Annotated in this window: 17 protein-coding genes; 5 read left to right on the forward strand and 12 right to left on the reverse strand. The window is 72.5% G+C overall.

Translation table 11 applies throughout. The annotated features are described in order from the left end of the window. Positions 1-245 precede the first annotated feature (245 nt). Positions 246-1304, reverse strand: a complete 1059-nt coding sequence (locus ACFWPQ_RS29355; protein ID WP_384041084.1) for an SGNH/GDSL hydrolase family protein — start codon at positions 1302-1304, stop codon at positions 246-248. Between the two features lie 151 nt (positions 1305-1455). Between ACFWPQ_RS29355 and ACFWPQ_RS29360 the strand changes: the two genes are divergently transcribed. After that, entirely contained in the window at positions 1456-2847 is a 1392-nt protein-coding gene (locus tag ACFWPQ_RS29360; protein WP_384041087.1) for a cystathionine beta-synthase, read from the forward strand. Positions 2848-3215: 368 nt separating this feature from the next. Here the strand turns inward: ACFWPQ_RS29360 and ACFWPQ_RS29365 are convergent, their stop codons facing one another. Then, a complete protein-coding gene (locus ACFWPQ_RS29365; RefSeq protein WP_384041089.1) occupies positions 3216-4043 on the reverse strand; it encodes a helix-turn-helix transcriptional regulator in 828 nt (275 codons plus the stop codon). A 146-nt stretch (positions 4044-4189) separates the two neighbouring features. Here ACFWPQ_RS29365 and ACFWPQ_RS29370 point away from each other — a divergent pair, with 146 nt between their 5' ends. Continuing rightward, entirely contained in the window at positions 4190-4951 is a 762-nt protein-coding gene (locus ACFWPQ_RS29370) for an SDR family oxidoreductase (protein ID WP_384041092.1), read from the forward strand. A gap of 23 nt (positions 4952-4974) precedes the next feature. Here the strand turns inward: ACFWPQ_RS29370 and ACFWPQ_RS29375 are convergent, their stop codons facing one another. From ACFWPQ_RS29375 to ACFWPQ_RS29400, 6 genes are all read right to left on the reverse strand, one after another. Beyond that, positions 4975-5388 (reverse strand): hypothetical protein, encoded by a 414-nt coding sequence (locus tag ACFWPQ_RS29375; RefSeq protein WP_384041095.1) that lies wholly within the window; start codon positions 5386-5388, stop codon positions 4975-4977. 72 nt (positions 5389-5460) lie between these two features. Then, the gene (locus ACFWPQ_RS29380) at positions 5461-6087 is read right to left on the reverse strand and encodes a carbonic anhydrase (RefSeq protein WP_384041098.1); all 627 of its coding nucleotides are present in this window, start codon (positions 6085-6087) and stop codon (positions 5461-5463) included. Between the two features lie 166 nt (positions 6088-6253). Beyond that, a complete protein-coding gene (locus ACFWPQ_RS29385) occupies positions 6254-7183 on the reverse strand; it encodes an ABC transporter substrate-binding protein (protein WP_384041101.1) in 930 nt (309 codons plus the stop codon). Between the two features lie 11 nt (positions 7184-7194). Continuing rightward, positions 7195-7857 carry an ABC transporter permease gene (locus ACFWPQ_RS29390; protein ID WP_384041104.1) on the reverse strand — a complete coding sequence of 221 codons (663 nt, stop codon included), beginning with the start codon at positions 7855-7857 and terminating at the stop codon, positions 7195-7197. A gap of 1 nt (position 7858) precedes the next feature. Further along, positions 7859-8500 carry an ABC transporter permease gene (locus ACFWPQ_RS29395; protein ID WP_365707663.1) on the reverse strand — a complete coding sequence of 214 codons (642 nt, stop codon included), beginning with the start codon at positions 8498-8500 and terminating at the stop codon, positions 7859-7861. Next, positions 8497-9534, reverse strand: a complete 1038-nt coding sequence (locus ACFWPQ_RS29400) for an ABC transporter ATP-binding protein (protein WP_384041107.1) — start codon at positions 9532-9534, stop codon at positions 8497-8499. The genes ACFWPQ_RS29395 and ACFWPQ_RS29400 overlap by 4 nt, the downstream gene beginning before the upstream one ends. 141 nt (positions 9535-9675) lie before the next feature. On the opposite strand from ACFWPQ_RS29400, the gene ACFWPQ_RS29405 reads away from it, so the two are divergent. From ACFWPQ_RS29405 to ACFWPQ_RS29415, 3 genes are all read left to right on the forward strand, one after another. Further along, positions 9676-11184 (forward strand): aromatic amino acid ammonia-lyase, encoded by a 1509-nt coding sequence (locus ACFWPQ_RS29405; RefSeq protein WP_384041110.1) that lies wholly within the window; start codon positions 9676-9678, stop codon positions 11182-11184. Continuing rightward, a complete protein-coding gene (locus ACFWPQ_RS29410) occupies positions 11181-12023 on the forward strand; it encodes a MurR/RpiR family transcriptional regulator (RefSeq protein ID WP_384041113.1) in 843 nt (280 codons plus the stop codon). Before ACFWPQ_RS29405 ends, ACFWPQ_RS29410 begins: the two co-directional genes overlap by 4 nt. Before the next feature lie 95 nt (positions 12024-12118). After that, positions 12119-12721: a hypothetical protein gene (locus ACFWPQ_RS29415; RefSeq protein ID WP_384041116.1), complete on the forward strand. Its 603-nt coding sequence runs from the start codon at positions 12119-12121 to the stop codon at positions 12719-12721. A gap of 7 nt (positions 12722-12728) precedes the next feature. Here ACFWPQ_RS29415 and ACFWPQ_RS29420 read toward each other — a convergent pair whose 3' ends face one another. Genes ACFWPQ_RS29420 through ACFWPQ_RS29435 form a run of 4 tightly spaced genes read right to left on the reverse strand, consistent with a single transcriptional unit; the run spans position 12729 to position 14829 of the window. After that, complete coding sequence (locus ACFWPQ_RS29420; RefSeq protein WP_361286890.1) at positions 12729-13103, reverse strand: hypothetical protein; 375 nt, start codon at positions 13101-13103, stop codon at positions 12729-12731. A 16-nt stretch (positions 13104-13119) separates the two neighbouring features. Then, entirely contained in the window at positions 13120-13620 is a 501-nt protein-coding gene (locus tag ACFWPQ_RS29425) for a roadblock/LC7 domain-containing protein (protein ID WP_384041120.1), read from the reverse strand. 31 nt (positions 13621-13651) lie between these two features. Next, positions 13652-14443 (reverse strand): transcriptional regulator, encoded by a 792-nt coding sequence (locus ACFWPQ_RS29430; RefSeq protein WP_384041123.1) that lies wholly within the window; start codon positions 14441-14443, stop codon positions 13652-13654. Continuing rightward, a complete protein-coding gene (locus tag ACFWPQ_RS29435; protein ID WP_384041124.1) occupies positions 14440-14829 on the reverse strand; it encodes a hypothetical protein in 390 nt (129 codons plus the stop codon). Before ACFWPQ_RS29435 ends, ACFWPQ_RS29430 begins: the two co-directional genes overlap by 4 nt. Positions 14830-14958 lie beyond the last annotated feature (129 nt).

The raw sequence follows: 14958 nt of genomic DNA on the forward strand, positions 1-14958 counted from the left end.
GCCCCTTGGTTGGCTGCGGTTCGGGCGTTGGGAAAGTGGCCGTGCTGGTCGCGCCCGCGCGGCGGCAGCCGCAGATCGATACAGCCCCGCGCCCCTAAAAGACAAAGACATAGCTGCGGGCAGGCGTGCCGCAGGGCGGCACGGGTGGGCGCTGGGGGTCCCCCCGGCCGAAGGCTGGGGGAGGCACCCTGCCAGCGCCGGTAAGCGTCCCCGCCCCCCCGGCCCCGGCCCACCCCACCGTCCCCCTACTCGGTCGTACCGGCCCTCGACCTCGCCTCCTCGGAAGCCGAGTCGGGTGGGAGGGCGGGCGGTTCCACGTGCTGGCGCCGCCGGCGTTTCAGCAGGGCCCACGGTCCCCGCGGCCCCGTCGGCATCGCCGCCGTGACCTCCGTGCCGGCCTCGGCCGCCGCCTCCGCCGCGGCCCGCGCGACCGGCAGGAAACCCTCGCGGCGGCTGACGTCGGGGCGTTCCTCCTCCGCCGGCCAGAGGCCCAGCGCCGCGCAGACCGTCGGCAGCACCGCCATCGCCGCCGTGGCGTAGCCCTCCGCCGAGGGGTGGAAGTTGTCGGGGCCGAACAGCTCGCGGGGGTTGGCCGCGAACTCGGGGCCGAGCAGGTCGCCCAGCGACACCGTGCGGCCGCCCTGCTCCACCGTGCCGATCGTCTGGGCCGCCGCCAGCTGCCGGGAGGCCCGCCGGGCCAGCCAGCGCAACGGCTGCCGCACCGGCTCGATCGTGCCCAGGTCGGGACAGGTGCCGACCACCACCTCGGCCCCCGCCGTGCGCAGGCGGCGGACGGCCGCCGAGAGGTGGCGGACCGAGCGGGTCGGCGGCATGCGGCGGGTGACGTCGTTGGCGCCGATCATGATGACGCAGACGTCGGGGACGGGCGAGCCCGTACCCAGCACGAGGGCGACCTGGCGGTCCAGGTCGTCGGACTGGGCACCGGGAAGGGCCACGTTGCTGAGCTCCACCGGGCGTTCCGCGACCGCGGCGAGCCCGGACGCCAGCAGCGCGCCCGGTGTCTGGGCGGCGCGGTGCACGCCCTGCCCGGCGGCCGTGGAGTCGCCGAGCATGGTCAGGCGGATGGGCGGCTCACCGCAGGCGTCGTATCCGACGCCGTAGTGGCCGTCCGCCGCCGGCACCCGGCCGCCGCTGTTGCCGTTGTGCACCGCCGTCCTGGCCATCCGCACCTCGGCCAGCACCAGGCCCACCGTGGCCGCGCCCACCAGCCCGACCCCGCCGCCGCCGTACGCCGCCCCGGCCGCGATCCGCCGGGCCACCCGCGCCCTCGACATGTTCGTCATGCGTCGCCGCCACCTCCTCGTTGCCGCACATCCACTCCTTGCCCCGTACAGCCCGTGCGTCAATCTCAACGGGGAGTGAACCTCCGGAGCGGGGGCCTTAGGCTGGCGGCACCACTAGGACCACCTCTTTTGCAAGCAACCGGAGACAACGGTGCGATTCCACGACTCGATGATCAGTCTCGTCGGCAACACCCCGCTGGTGAGACTCAACAGCGTCACCCAGGGCATCCAGGCCACCGTGCTCGCCAAGGTCGAGTACTTCAACCCGGGCGGGTCCGTGAAGGACCGCATCGCGCTGCGGATGATCGAGGCCGCGGAGAAGAGCGGGGAGCTGCAGCCCGGCGGGACGATCGTCGAGCCGACCAGCGGGAACACCGGGGTGGGGCTGGCGATCGTGGCCCAGCAGAAGGGGTACAAGTGCATCTTCGTGTGCCCCGACAAGGTGAGCACCGACAAGATCAACGTGCTGCGCGCGTACGGCGCCGAGGTGGTCGTCTGCCCGACCGCCGTCGACCCGGAGCACCCGGACTCGTACTACAACGTCTCCGACCGGCTGGTCCGCGAGACGCCCGGCGCCTGGAAGCCGGACCAGTACTCCAACCCCAACAACCCCCTCTCCCACTATCACTCGACCGGCCCCGAGCTGTGGGAGCAGACGGAGGGGAAGATCACCCATTTCGTGGCGGGCGTGGGCACCGGCGGGACCATCTCCGGTACCGGGCGCTACCTGAAGGACGCCAGTGAGGGCCGGGTGCAGGTCGTCGGCGCCGACCCGGAGGGCTCCGTGTACTCCGGCGGTTCCGGGCGGCCGTACCTGGTCGAGGGTGTGGGCGAGGACTTCTGGCCCACCGCCTACGACCGGACCGTCGCCGACGAGATCGTCGCCGTGTCGGACAAGGACTCCTTCCAGATGACCCGGCGCCTCGCCAAGGAGGAGGGCCTGCTGGTCGGCGGCTCCTGCGGGATGGCCGTCGTGGCCGCACTGCGGGTGGCCGAGCGGCTCGGCCCGGACGACGTCGTGGTCGTGCTGCTGCCGGACAGCGGCCGCGGGTACCTGAGCAAGATCTTCAACGACGAGTGGATGGCCGACTACGGCTTCCTGGAGGACGAGGGCCCGAGCGCCCGCGTCGGCGACGTGCTCAGCGACAAGGCCGGAGCCACCATCCCGTCCCTCGTCCACATGCACCCGGACGAGACCGTCGGACAGGCCATCGAGGTGCTGCGCGAGTACGGCGTCTCGCAGATGCCCGTCGTCAAGCCGGGCGCCGGCCACCCGGACGTGATGGCCGCCGAGGTCGTCGGCTCGGTCGTCGAACGCGAGCTGCTCGACGCGCTGTTCAACAAGCGGGCCTCCCTGGAGGACCCGCTGGAGAAGCACATGTGCGCCCCGCTGCCCCAGGTCGGCTCCGGCGAGCCGGTCGAGGACCTGATGACGGTGCTGGGCGCGGCCGACGCCGCGATCGTCCTCGTCGAGGGCAAGCCCACCGGCGTGGTCAGCCGACAGGACCTGCTGGCCTTTCTCGCCAAGGGCGCCAAGCAGTAGCGAACGTCCGGTGAACGGCCCGTGACCCGGGGGAACTTGCTGTTTCCTATCCGAGTGGTGGACTTCGCGGAAGTGGTACGAGCGTGTCACGTGCGCGCAGCACCCGCTTAACACGGGTCCGGCAGATTAGTGGGTGTCGGCAGGGCGGGAGCGGCTCCCCGCCTCGGCCGACACCGAACGTCCAAGGACCTCCGGAGCGGCTCCCGGACCTCCATGGACGCCTGGACGCGCAAGCCCGGCCCTGACCCGGCTGCCGTCCCTCGCGGGGACCGCCGTCGTCCCGCCCCCCGGTAACGGGGGTGCGGCGGTCCCCGCGCATTACTTTTCCCGGGCTTTCCCGGACTTCCCGGTTCTCACGTCCCCCCGGCTCACGCCGTCGTCGCCCAGCTCCCCAGCAGCGCCAGTCGTTCCGCCGTCTCCGAGCCCGGCTCGGGGGTGTACGCCACGATCGTCTGGTCCGGGTCCGTCGGGACCGTGAGGGTCTCGTAGGGGAGGGTGAGCAGGCCCGCCACCGGGTGCTGGATGCGCTTCGTGCCGTACGCGCACTCCTTGACCTCGTGGTCCGCCCACAGCCGGCGGAAGTCCGCGCTCTTCAGCGAGAGTTCGCCGACCAGCGAGGCCATGCGGGGGTCGTCGGGGTGGCGGCCCGCGTCGATGCGCAGGTTGGCGACGGTCTGGGCGGCGACGGCGGCCCAGTCGGGGTAGAAACCCGCGGCGGCCGGGTCGAGGAAGACCTGGCGCGGGATGTTCCGCTCGGCCGGGGCCAGGGCGCTGAAGCCGTTCACCGCGTCGCCGAGCGCGTTCCAGGCCAGGACGTCCATCCTGCGGCCCAGTACGAACGCGGGCGTCCGCTCCATGCCGTCCAGCAGCAGCTGCACGCCGGGGCGGACGCGGGGACGGGCCGGGCGCGCGGTGTTGCCCTTCTTGTGCGGCCGGGCGACCGTCAGCAGATACGCGTGCTCGGTCTCGTCCAGGCGCAGGACCCGGGCGATCGCGTCGAGCACCGCGTCCGACACGCTCGGGCCACGCCCCTGTTCGAGACGGATGTAGTAGTCGACGCTCACGCCCGCCAGCTGCGCCACCTCCTCGCGGCGCAGGCCCGGTACGCGGCGCCGGCCGTACGAGGGCAGCCCCACCTCCTCGGGCTGGATGCGGGCACGGCGCGAGCGCAGAAAGTCTCCGAGTTCCCCGTCCATGGGTTCGATCGTAGGGGAGTCGCGTTCTTCCAACCTGGTTCTGCCAGACCCAGGAAAAGGTCAGCCCTGGGTAGGCCGCCCGGCCCCGGCGAGTGTGGAGACACGCCACCGGGGCAGGCCCGGCGGCACTCACCAGGGAGTACCTCATGTCGTACGACAACCTGTCCGGCCGTACCGCCGTCGTCACCGGCGCCGCCAGCGGGATCGGGGCGGCCGTCGCCCTGCGGCTCGCGGAGTCGGGCGCCCGGGTGGCGCTGCTCGCCCGGCGCGCGGACCGGCTGGAGACGGTGGTGGCCAAGATCCGGGCGAACGGCGGGGAGGCCCTCGCCGTGGTCGCCGACGTCACCGACGACGCGTCCGTCCAGGCGGCGGCCGACGCCGTGCACGCGGCCTACGGGAGCGTCGACCTCGTCGTCAACAACGCCGGCGTCATGCTGCCCAACCCCGTCGACGACGGCCGTATCGACGAGTGGCAGCGCATGCTCGACACCAACGTGACCGGTGTGCTGCGGGTGCTGCGGGCCTTCACCGGGGACCTGGTGGCGGCCGCGGCCGAGGGCCGTACCGCCGACCTCGTCAACGTGTCGTCCATCGGCGCGCACGTCGTCTTCCCGACCTTCGCGGTGTACGGCGCCACCAAGGCCGCCGTCACCTTCCTCTCGCAGTCCCTGCGCGCCGAGTTCGGGCCGCGTGACGTGCGGGTCACCAACGTCGAGCCGGGGCTGACGGACACCGAACTCGGCACCCACATCGACGGCGAGGAACTGCGCGAGCAGGTGGCGGGCATGTTCGACGGAATGGGCGCACTGGCCGCAGAGGACCTCGCCGACCTGGTCGGGTACGTGGTCAGCCGCCCCCGGAACGTCAACCTGCGGCAGGTCGTCGTCCAGCCGACCCGGCAGGTGTGACCCGGCCCGGTCCGGCTCTGGGGTCAGTCCTCGTGGCCGCGGTCGCCCCGCTGGAACAGGCCGGGGTTGAGGCGGACCGCCTGGGTCGTGTTGACGCCGACGATGCCGATCCAGGTGACGATGACGCCCGTCACGCCGCCGAACGCGCCGCTGATCGCCGAGAGCGGGATCGCCAGCACCAGCGAGACGATGCCGAAGCCGAAGCGCTCGCCCCAGGAGTCGGTGCCCTTCGGCCTGCGCGCCCCACGGGCCGCCTGCATCTGCTGCTCGGCCAGGCCCCGGCGCAGCCGGCGCTCCACCGCGGTGTCGATGCGCTGGTCGATCTTCTCCAGGAAGGAGTCGACCAGTTCCGACTCGTAGTCCGGCCCCAGATCCCTGCGGGCGTGCAGGGTGGCGGCGAGATCCTTCTTCAGGTCGGTGTCGTGAACGTCCGTCATGGCGTCCACCGTAGGGGCCGCGCCTGCCCGCCGCACTGGGGCAATCCCCCGCATCCGGCGGGGGGTCCGCCCTCAGGGCAGCAGCGACACCAGCCCGCTGCCGGCGTCGAACCGGGCCGCGACCACCGACGCCCCCGCGAACCCGGGGTCCGCGCGGATCGCGTCCCTTGCCCACACCGTCTGGGCCCGCATGGTGTGTTCGGCCCAGTCGCCGGGCAGCGCCCTGGTGCGCAGGGCGGCCGGTGCGATCTCCCTGGCGAGGAGTTCCAGGTGAGCGGGGACGGGCGCGCCGGTGCGCAGCCGGGCGAGGGTGGCGGCGACGGCTCCGCACCCCTCGTGGCCCAGCACCACGACCAGCGGGACGCGCAGTTCCTGCACGCCGTACTGGAGCGAACCGAGCACCGCCTCGTCCAGCACCTGCCCGGCCGTCCTTATGCTCAGCAGGTCGCCGAGACCCTGGTCGAAGACCAGTTCCGGGGCGGCTTCGGAGTCGACGCAGCCGAGCACCACCGCGAACGGGCGCGGTGCGGTGGCCGCCCGGCTCCGGCGGGCGTGGCCGGTGGCGTACCGCCGGTTGCCCTGGAGCAGTTCGTCGAGGGCGGCGCTCGCCGAGGCGGGCCCGACGGCCGCCGACGAGAGGGCGACGGCCGGCGCGCCGACGGCGGTGGCCGTCGGAAGGGCCCTGGGGTTCGAGGCCATGACGCTTCCTCAGGTGCTGGCGCTGATGGTTCTCATCACTGTACGCGGCGGAAACGTTACTCTCGGTGTCGGTTTAACGGCTCTTGGCCTGATCATCGCCCGTGCGATACCGATACCGATACCGATACCGATGCGGTGGCCGACCGGCTGGCGGCGGGCGGCGTGGTCAGGCCAGCCCGTGCTGCTTCGCGTAGGCGGCCGCCACGTCCTCCGGGTCCTTCTTGTCGTTGTCCACCTGGCTGTTGAGCTGGGTGAGCTGGTCGGTGGTGAGGACGTTGCCCAGCCGGGCGAGGGCCTTGCGGACGGTGTCGTCGGCCTTGCGGTCGGCGATCAGCGGGACGATGTGCTGGCTGGGGATCAGGTTCTTGGGGTCGGTCAGCACCACCCAGCCGTTCGCCGCGATGTCGGTGTCGGTGGTGAACAGGTTCGCCACGTCCACGTCGCCCTTCTTCAGCGCGCCCTTGACCAGCGGCCCATCCGAGTCGAGCGACTTGAACTCCTTGAACTCGACCCCGTACACCTCCTGGAGGCCGACGGCGCCCACCCGGCGCTTCTTCACCTCGGGCGCGGCCCCGATGACCAGCTTGCCGTTCTGCTTGGCCAGGTCGGCGAGGGAGGTCAGGCCGTACTTCTGCGCGGTCGCCCGGGTGACGACGAAGCAGTCGGAGTCGGCGGCCTGCCCGTACGGCAGCACCTGGAGGCCGGCCGGCAGCGCCAGGGTGAGCGCGTTCTGCATGGTGCCCGGCTCGGCCGAGGCGTCCTTGGGGGCGAGGTAGTTGAGGAGGGCGCCCTGGTACTCGGGCAGCAGGTCGATGTCGCCGGCCTTGAGCGCGGGGATCACGATCTCGCGGGTGCCGAGGTTGGGGCGGACCTTCACCTTGACGCCGGCCTTCTGGAGCACGGCCGCGTAGAGGTAGCCGAGCACCTGGTTCTCGGTGAAGTTGGCGGTGCCGATGGTGATCCCGCCCTTGCTGGAGCCGCCGCCGGCGGTCGAGCCGCTGCTCTCGTCCAGGGAGGTGATGCCGCCGGAGCAGGCGGCGAGGGCGGGGACGGATCCGGCGGCGAGCAGGCCACCGAGGAGGGTGCGACGGTTCATCTTCGGGTTCCCTAGGCAGTGCGGTGGCGGAAGAGGAAGCGCTGGAGGGTGCTCAGCAGCAGGTCGAGGACGACGGCGACGACCGCGACAAGGACCGCGCCGCCGAGCACCTGGACGAGGTCGCGCTGGGCGAGTCCGTCGAAGACGTAGCGGCCGAGGCCGCCGAAGGAGACGTACGCGGCGATGGTGGCCGTGGCCACGACCTGGATGAGCGCGAGGCGCAGCCCCGTCATGATCAGGGGGAGGGCGAGCGGCAGTTCGACCTGGAAGAGGACCTGGTGGCCGCGCATGCCCTGGCCGCGGGCCGCGTCCTTCACGTCCGGGTCGACGGCGGTCATGCCCGCGTAGGTGTTGGTGACGATCGCCGGGACGGCGAGGGCGACCAGCGCCACGTACACCGGCAGCATCGACAGGCCGCCGGCCAGGAAGACCAGCACCACCAGGCCGACGGTCGGCAGCGCGCGGCCGAAGGACGCCAGGTTGATGGCGACGAACGCGCCCTTGCCGGTGTGCCCGATCAGCAGGCCCAGCGGGAGGCCGATCGCGGCGGCGATGAGGGTGGCGAGGAGCGAGTACTGGAGGTGCTCGCCGAGCCGGTGGGCGATGCCGTCCTGCCCGGCCCACTGGGAGCCGCTGGTCAGCCAGGTGCCGAGGTTCTTGAAGAGTTCGAACATGTCAGGCTCGCCTCCGCCGCCACGGGGTCAGTACGTACTGGAGGGCCACCAGCAGGGCGTCCGCGACCACCGCGAGCAGGATCGTGAGGACCACGCCCACGATCACCGGGGTCGGGAAGTCGCGCTGGAAGCCGTCGGTGAAGAGCTGGCCGAGGCCGCCGTCGCCGATGTAGGTGGCGACCGAGACCAGTGAGATCGACATGACGGTGGCGATACGGACGCCCGCCATGATCACGGGGAGGGCCAGCGGGAGTTCGACGGTGAGGAGCGTGCGCAGCGGGCGGGTACCCATCGCCTTCGCCGCCTCCTTGGTCTTCGCGGGGACCGAGTCCAGCCCCTCGACCGTGTTCCTGAGCAGCACGACCAGCGTGTAGACGGTCAGGCCGATGACGGTCGTGGTGCGGGTCAGACCGCTGACCGGGAGCAGCAGCACGAAGATCGCGATCGACGGGATCGTGAAGAGCACGTTGGAGAGGCCGAGCAGGAAGCCGCGCAGCGGGCGGACCCGGTGCGCGACCACCGCGAGCGGCAGCGAGATCAGCAGGCCGAAGAAGACGGCGGTCATCGCGGCCTGGAGATGGGAGAGGGTGAGGCTGGTGAGGTCGTCGGTGTGGTCGCCGATCCACGACCAGTCGACGGTCATGCCGCCACCTCCCGGGCGGTGCTGTGCGCCTGACCGGCGTGGACGTGGATGTCGTCGCGGGACGAGACACCGGTGAGGACGCCGTCCGCGTCGACCCGGGCGACCAGCCCGGCCGGGGAGGCGATCGACTCGTTCAGCGCCGCGAGCAGCGAGTCGCTGTCCTTGAGCGGCCGTACGGGGAGTTCGGCGTCCTTCGAGGCCCAGTGCAGGGGCTTGCCCGCCGCGTCGAGGGCGAGGGTCCAGTCGCCGCTTCGGGGTGCCGGGCCCTGCGGGACGGCGGCGAGGGTCTGCAGGGAGAGCAGCTTCAGTCCCCGTTCCGCGCCGAGGAAGTCGGCCACGAAGTCGTCCGCGGGCCGGGCCAGGAGCTCGGCGGGCGGGGCGCACTGGACGAGGTGGCCGCCGGTGCGGAAGATCGCGATCCGGTCGCCGAGCCGGACGGCCTCGTCGACGTCGTGCGTGACGAAGACGATGGTCTTGTTCAACTCCTTCTGGAGTCGGAGCAGTTCGTCCTGGAGCTGGGTGCGGACCACCGGGTCGACGGCGCCGAACGGCTCGTCCATCAGCAGCACCGGCGGGTCGGCGGCGAGCGCGCGGGCCACGCCGACGCGCTGCTGCTGTCCTCCGGAGAGCTGGTGCGGGTACCGCTTGCCGGCGTCGGCGGCGAGACCGACGGTCTCCAGGAGTTCGGCGGCGCGGGCGCGGGCCTTCTTCCGGTTCCAGCCGAGCAGCAGCGGGACGGTGGCGATGTTGTCCAGCACCGTGCGGTGCGGGAAGAGGCCGGCCTGCTGGATGACGTATCCGATGGACCGGCGCAGTTCGGCGGCGTCCTGCTGGGTGACGTCCTTGCCGTTCACCTTGATCGTGCCGGAGGTCGGCTCGACCATCCGGTTGATCATCCTGAGGGTGGTGGTCTTGCCGCACCCGGAGGAGCCGACCAGGACGGTGACCCCGCCCTCCGGCATCTCCAGGGAGAGATCGTTTACTGCTGTCGTGCCGTTGGGGAAGCGCTTGTGGACCGCGTCGAACTGGATCATGAGATGTCCCTTGCCCGGCTGTATAACGTCATGCAGAGTTCTCGTTAGGTGAATAGGTTGTCAACGGTCTCGCGTTAATCCGAGGTAACGGATGACCGCAACGCAAGATCGGGTGTCCGGATTGAGGGGAGTTTGGGCGTGATGTCGTCTCGTATCGTGGACGCTCCCGGAACAACGCATTCCGGCCTGGTGGTCCTCGACGGCATCGGCATGGATGTCGAGGACGTCGTACGCCTCGCCGACGGCACCGCCCGCCCGGTACCGGGCACCGAGGCGATGCGCCGCGCGGAGGAGTCCTGGAACGCCGCCCGGCAGATCGCCGCGACCGGCCGCGTCTACGGCCGCTCCACCGGCGTCGGCGCCAACCGGAACGAGGACGTGCCCACCGAGGCCGCCGCCGGCCACGGACTGCGGCTGCTGCGCAGCCACGCCGGCGCGATCGGCGACGAACTCCCCGCCCGGCAGGTCCGCGCGATGCTCGCGGTCCGGGCCAACCAGCTGCTGGCGGGCGGCGCGGGGCTGCGGCCGAGTGTGGTCACCGCTCTGTGCGAGGCGCTGGAGTCCGGCGCGTACCCGGCCGTCAACGAGTTCGGCTCGGTCGGCACCGGGGACATCGCGGCCCTCGCCCAGGTGGGCCTCGCCCTGGTGGGGGAGCACCCCTGGCGAGGCTCCGGGGCACCGGAGTCCCAGCCGCTGGACAACAACGACGCCCTCGCCCTGATCAGCAGCAACGCCCTCACCCTCGGCCAGTCGGCGCTCGCCCTGCACGAGCTGCGCGGACTGATCGAGGCCACCCAGGTGGTGGCGGCCCTGTCACTGCTGGCCGTCGACGGCTCCCACGAGGCGTTCGCGGCGCCCGTGCACGCGGCCCGCCCGCACCGCGGCAGCGTCGAGGTCGCCCGCCGGATGCGGGAGCTGATCGGCGCCGCCGACCGGCCGACCCCGCCGCTCGGCCGGATCCAGGACCCCTACGGCTTCCGCTGCCTGCCCCAGATCCACGGCCCGGCCCATGACGCGGCCGACGCCTTGGAGGGGGTGCTGGCGATCGAGATCAACGCGGCCGCCGAGAACCCCCTGATCTCCGTCGAGGACCTGGCCGCCTACCATCACGGCGGCTTCTACCAGGCCCAACTCGCCCTCGCCCTGGACCACTTCCGGCTCGCTGTCACCCAGGTCGCCCGGCTGTCCACCTCCCGCCTCTCCTCCCTGAACGAGCCCGCCTTCACCCGCCTGCGCCCCTTCCTCGCCGACCAGGAGCCCGCCTCCTCCGGCGTGATGATCCTGGAGTACGCCGCCGGCGCCGCCCTCGGCGACCTGCGCGCCTTCTCCGCGCCCGCCTCCCTCGGGCACGCTGTACTCTCCCGAGGCGTCGAGGAGCAGGCCAGTTTCGCCTCGCTCGCCGCCCGTCAAACGCTGCGCGCCTGCCGTGCGTACCGTCTGGTGGTCGGCTGCGAACTCGTCGCCGCCGTACGGGCGCTGCGCCAGCGCGACCTGAGGCCCGAACCCGGGCTCGGGGCGGGCAGGGCGCTGGAGCTCGCCGAGGCGGTGCTCGACGCGGAGGTGGCCGACCGGCCGCTGACGGACGACGTGACGGAGGCGGCCGGGCTGCTCGACCGGTTCACGGACATCTGGAGGGGGAGCACGTCATGAACGTGACCGACAGCCCTGCGACTCGCTTGCAGGCGCTCTTCGAGGGGCACCGGCTCACGCCGACCCAGCGGCGCATCGCGCACAGCATGGTGCGGCGCGCCGCCGACGTGCCCTTCCTGTCCAGCGTGGAGCTGGCCGAACTGGCCGGGGTCAGCCAGCCCTCCGTCACCCGCTTCGCGGTCGCCCTCGGCTTCGACGGCTACCCGGCGCTGCGCAGGCACCTGCGCGAGGTCGTGCCCCCCGAGCAGGCGGCCGGCTCCGGTTCGTACAACGAGTACCAGCAGGCCGTCGAGGCCGAGATCGAGAACCTCCGGCACCTCGCCGAGGTGCTCGCCGACCCGCGCCCGGTGCAGCAGGCGGGGCGGCTGCTGGCCGCGTCCCGGCCGCTGCCGGTGCTCGGGCTGCGCGCGGCCGCCTCGCAGGCGTACGGCTTCGCCTACTTCGCGGCCAAGGTCCACCCGGACGTCCGGCTGCTCAACGAGGGCGGCACGATGATCCACGACCGCATCGACGCGGCCGTCCTCGCCGGTGCCTCGGCGCTGCTGTGCTTCGCGCTGCCCCGGCATCCCCGCGAGGTCGTGGACACCCTCGGCTATGCCAAGGAGGCCGGGCTGACCGTGGTCACCGTCGCCGACTCCGCCTTCGCGCCCGTCGCCAAGGTCTCCGACCTGCTGCTGCCGGCCGCCGTCGGCACCGGGCTCGCCTTCGACACGGCCTGTGCGCCGATGCTCCTCGGCCGGGTGCTCCTGGAGGCGATGTGCGACGACCTGCCGGACGCGCAGGCCCGCCTGGAGGAGTTCGACACCCGGGCGGCGGCGCGGGGGCTGTTCGTGGAGTGAGCCTTCACCACATGGTTCTTTAAGGCTCGTCTCACGTTCGCTGGTTAGCGTCCCGCCATACGGACCGGACCGGGACCGGCGAGGAGGCTGCGGACATGGCGCGTGCGGGACGAGAGGGACGAGGCGGACAGGGCCTGGCCCGGGTGGCCGTGGTCGTACGGGCCGGGGCCGCTCCGCTGTGGTGGTCCGGGGTGTTCGCCGCCGGCGTCGGGGTACTGCCCCCGGGGATCACCGGACGGCGGATCGGGGTGCTGGCCGGGGCCGCGCTGTTCGTCATCGGCGCCGCCGTCGTGGCGCTCACCCGGCGCAAGCGGTACACCGCGCTGGTGCGCGGTGCCGCCCGGGCCGGCAAGCACGACGTCCTCCAGGACCGTGCGGTCACCGTGCGGAACTGGCGCCGGGGGCACCGCTGGTGGCTGCTGCTGGCCTTCGTCGTGGCACTCGGCTCCGCCTTCGCGATGCCCGCGGCGGGCGGCATGCTGCTCGCCGGGACCGGTACCGGGCTGCGCCTGAAGGCGGCCTGGCTGGGCCGCCGGGAGAAGGCCGGCGAACAGCTGCTGTGGCTGCGCGTCGACTGGCTCGACAAGCGCGGCGGCCGCCCGGCAGGCAAGGACGTCAGGGCGTACCGCGGTACCGGCATCGCGGCGGGCGACGCGGCCCCTGGCGGAGCACGCCGCCGCACCGCGGCGCTGGTCTGAGGTCCGGTCAGACCTCCAGGTCCTCCTCGATCTTCTTCAGCTGGTGCCGGGCCATCGCCAGGTTGGCGCGGGCCTGGTCGAGCACCAGGTAGAGGAAGAGGCCGTTGCCGCCCCGGCCCTTGAGCAGCCGGATCAGGTGGTACTGGTTGGAGAGCGTGATCAGGATGTCCTCGATGTCGCCCTTGAGGCCGAGGTGCTCCATGGTGCGCATCTTGGCGCGGATCACGTCGGTGTTCCCGGCCGCGGCCACGTTCAGGTCGAAGGTCTTGCTGCCGCCCATCGTGCCCAGCGCCATCCCGCTGGTGTAGTCGACGAGCGCGACGCCGGTCGCGCCCTCGATGGAGGTGAGGCACTCTTTCAGGGCGGTTTCGGTGTTGGCCATGACTTTCTGGTTCCTTTCAACTGTCGGTTGCGGTGCGCGCGTCGGTGGTGGTGCTGGTGCGTGGCGTGCGCGTGGTTCTGGTCCGTGTGGCTGCGCTGCGGGCCGGGCGCAGCGCCTTGGCGGCGGCCTCGGCGGCGTCGACCACCTCGCCGATCCGGGCGGCGGCCCGGCGGCCCTCCAGGTGGAGCCGGCCGACGTTCACCCGGTCCTCGGCGAGCAGGGTGAGGACAGCGCTGTGACCGGCGGCATAGGTGGCGACATAGCCGTCCTCGCCGCGCACCAGCAGCTCCTTGAGCTCGCCCTTGCCGGTGGCGTCGGAGACCCGGACGGCGACGCCGAGCTCGGCCGCGGTGAGCGCGGCGAGCCCCTCCGGATCGACCCCCGGGCAGTCGTGGGCGACGACCAGGCCGTCGACACCGGCCGCCAGGGCCCCGGTGAGCTGGGGCATCCGGGTGCGTAACCGGCGCAGTTCGTCGAGGACGGCCTCTCTGTCGGAGCTGCCGGGTTCTGCCGCCATCAGCTGTCTCCTCTCGGCGGGGCGGTGCCGTTCAAAGGGCCTCCAGCGCATCCCTGAGCCTCTTCAGCAGCGCGATGTCGGGGTCGGTGACCGGGGGAAGCGGGGGTGGGGCGGGCGCGGTGTTCCTCGGGGCGAGGAGTCCGGCCGCCGCCAGCCGCCGTATGTCCACCAGCGTGTGGAAGGCCGGCCGGCCCAGCTCCCGGGCGATCCGGGTGGCGGTGCGGACACCGTCCACCCGGTCCAGGACCGCCCGCTGCCGGGGGGTGACCGGCGGCGGCGCGACCGGGTCGGCGCGGATCAGCGGGGCGACGTCCGCCGACGGGTCGGGCCAGAGGCGGTGCAGCAGCTCGCGGCGGCGCAGGGTCTCGCGCTCCAGGTCCGTGACGGGCACGGCGCGCAGCGGGCCGGCGGCGGCCGTGGTGCCGTAGCGGAACCGGCCCGGGGTGCTGCTCGGCGCCAGCGCGAAGTACCCGGCGTCGTACAGGGCGCCGAGCCGGCACAGCTCCAGGGCGCCTCGCGGGAGCAGGTCGGCGGCGAGCAGCCGGTGGACGGCCGCGGGTATGTCGTCGGTCCAGGGCCAGGCCGCCGCGTCGAGCGTGCCGTGGGCCGTGAGGAGCACGTCGAGGCCTGGGGCGAGCGGGCTCTCGGCGTGCACCACGCGGCCCTCGGCCAGGTGCAGGGTGCCGTGCTCGCGGACCAGGACACCCGTGGCCCGCTCCTCGGCGAGGCGTATCAGCATCGGTGACAGCGCCCCGGGCACTCTCTCGTGCAGGGCCGCACGGTCCCGGACCGGCAGCGGCGGCGGCGTTTCGACCACGGTCATCCCAGCACCAGCCGCTCGGCCATCTCGCCGAGCCGGATCCGGGCGAGGGCTAGATTGCCGTCCTCGCGGGTCAGCCACAGATGCAGGAACACGGTGGCGTCGAAGGACGTGACCACGAACCGCAGCAGGTGGTAGCTGTCCCGGTTGCTGACGATCACGTCCTCCACCGGAGGGCTCAGATCGGCGTCGTCCTCCGTGCTGAACGCCCCGTGCTCGGCGGCCAGCCGGGCCAGCTCGGCGGCCTCCGCGGCGGTGGTCTCGTGGTCACCGCCGGGTGCGTCCCCGACCGTGCCGAGGGCCAGCCCGCTGGTCCAGTCGACCAATGCGGCGCCCCGGGCCCCGGGCAGCCGCATCGCTTCCAGTAAGCACTCGTCGATTCCGGGCACCGTGGCTCCCCTCCCGCCGCGCGAATCTCCGGTTGAGTGACGCAGACACTACGCAACGTGCGCGGCGAGGGGTGAGTCGTTTGGCATTTTCCAGTGGAACATGCGCCCGGCAGACTAGTGTTGGTCAAC

The organism is Streptomyces sp. NPDC058464, from assembly GCF_042721035.1.
In the GTDB taxonomy this organism is placed as follows: Bacteria; Actinomycetota; Actinomycetes; order Streptomycetales; family Streptomycetaceae; genus Streptomyces.

Coding starts and splice junctions, on each gene's coding strand:
- ACFWPQ_RS29390 (WP_384041104.1), bottom strand. CDS start 7,857: ATGTTCGAACTCTTCAAGAACCTCGGCACCTGGCTGACCAGCGGCTCC.
- ACFWPQ_RS29380 (WP_384041098.1), bottom strand. CDS start 6,087: ATGGCCTCGAACCCCAGGGCCCTTCCGACGGCCACCGCCGTCGGCGCG.
- ACFWPQ_RS29355 (WP_384041084.1), bottom strand. CDS start 1,304: ATGACGAACATGTCGAGGGCGCGGGTGGCCCGGCGGATCGCGGCCGGG.
- ACFWPQ_RS29365 (WP_384041089.1), bottom strand. CDS start 4,043: ATGGACGGGGAACTCGGAGACTTTCTGCGCTCGCGCCGTGCCCGCATC.
- ACFWPQ_RS29415 (WP_384041116.1), top strand. CDS start 12,119: ATGGCGCGTGCGGGACGAGAGGGACGAGGCGGACAGGGCCTGGCCCGG.
- ACFWPQ_RS29410 (WP_384041113.1), top strand. CDS start 11,181: ATGAACGTGACCGACAGCCCTGCGACTCGCTTGCAGGCGCTCTTCGAG.
- ACFWPQ_RS29420 (WP_361286890.1), bottom strand. CDS start 13,103: ATGGCCAACACCGAAACCGCCCTGAAAGAGTGCCTCACCTCCATCGAG.
- ACFWPQ_RS29405 (WP_384041110.1), top strand. CDS start 9,676: ATGTCGTCTCGTATCGTGGACGCTCCCGGAACAACGCATTCCGGCCTG.
- ACFWPQ_RS29395 (WP_365707663.1), bottom strand. CDS start 8,500: ATGACCGTCGACTGGTCGTGGATCGGCGACCACACCGACGACCTCACC.
- ACFWPQ_RS29385 (WP_384041101.1), bottom strand. CDS start 7,183: ATGAACCGTCGCACCCTCCTCGGTGGCCTGCTCGCCGCCGGATCCGTC.
- ACFWPQ_RS29425 (WP_384041120.1), bottom strand. CDS start 13,620: ATGGCGGCAGAACCCGGCAGCTCCGACAGAGAGGCCGTCCTCGACGAA.
- ACFWPQ_RS29375 (WP_384041095.1), bottom strand. CDS start 5,388: ATGACGGACGTTCACGACACCGACCTGAAGAAGGATCTCGCCGCCACC.
- ACFWPQ_RS29400 (WP_384041107.1), bottom strand. CDS start 9,534: ATGATCCAGTTCGACGCGGTCCACAAGCGCTTCCCCAACGGCACGACA.
- ACFWPQ_RS29430 (WP_384041123.1), bottom strand. CDS start 14,443: ATGACCGTGGTCGAAACGCCGCCGCCGCTGCCGGTCCGGGACCGTGCG.
- ACFWPQ_RS29370 (WP_384041092.1), top strand. CDS start 4,190: ATGTCGTACGACAACCTGTCCGGCCGTACCGCCGTCGTCACCGGCGCC.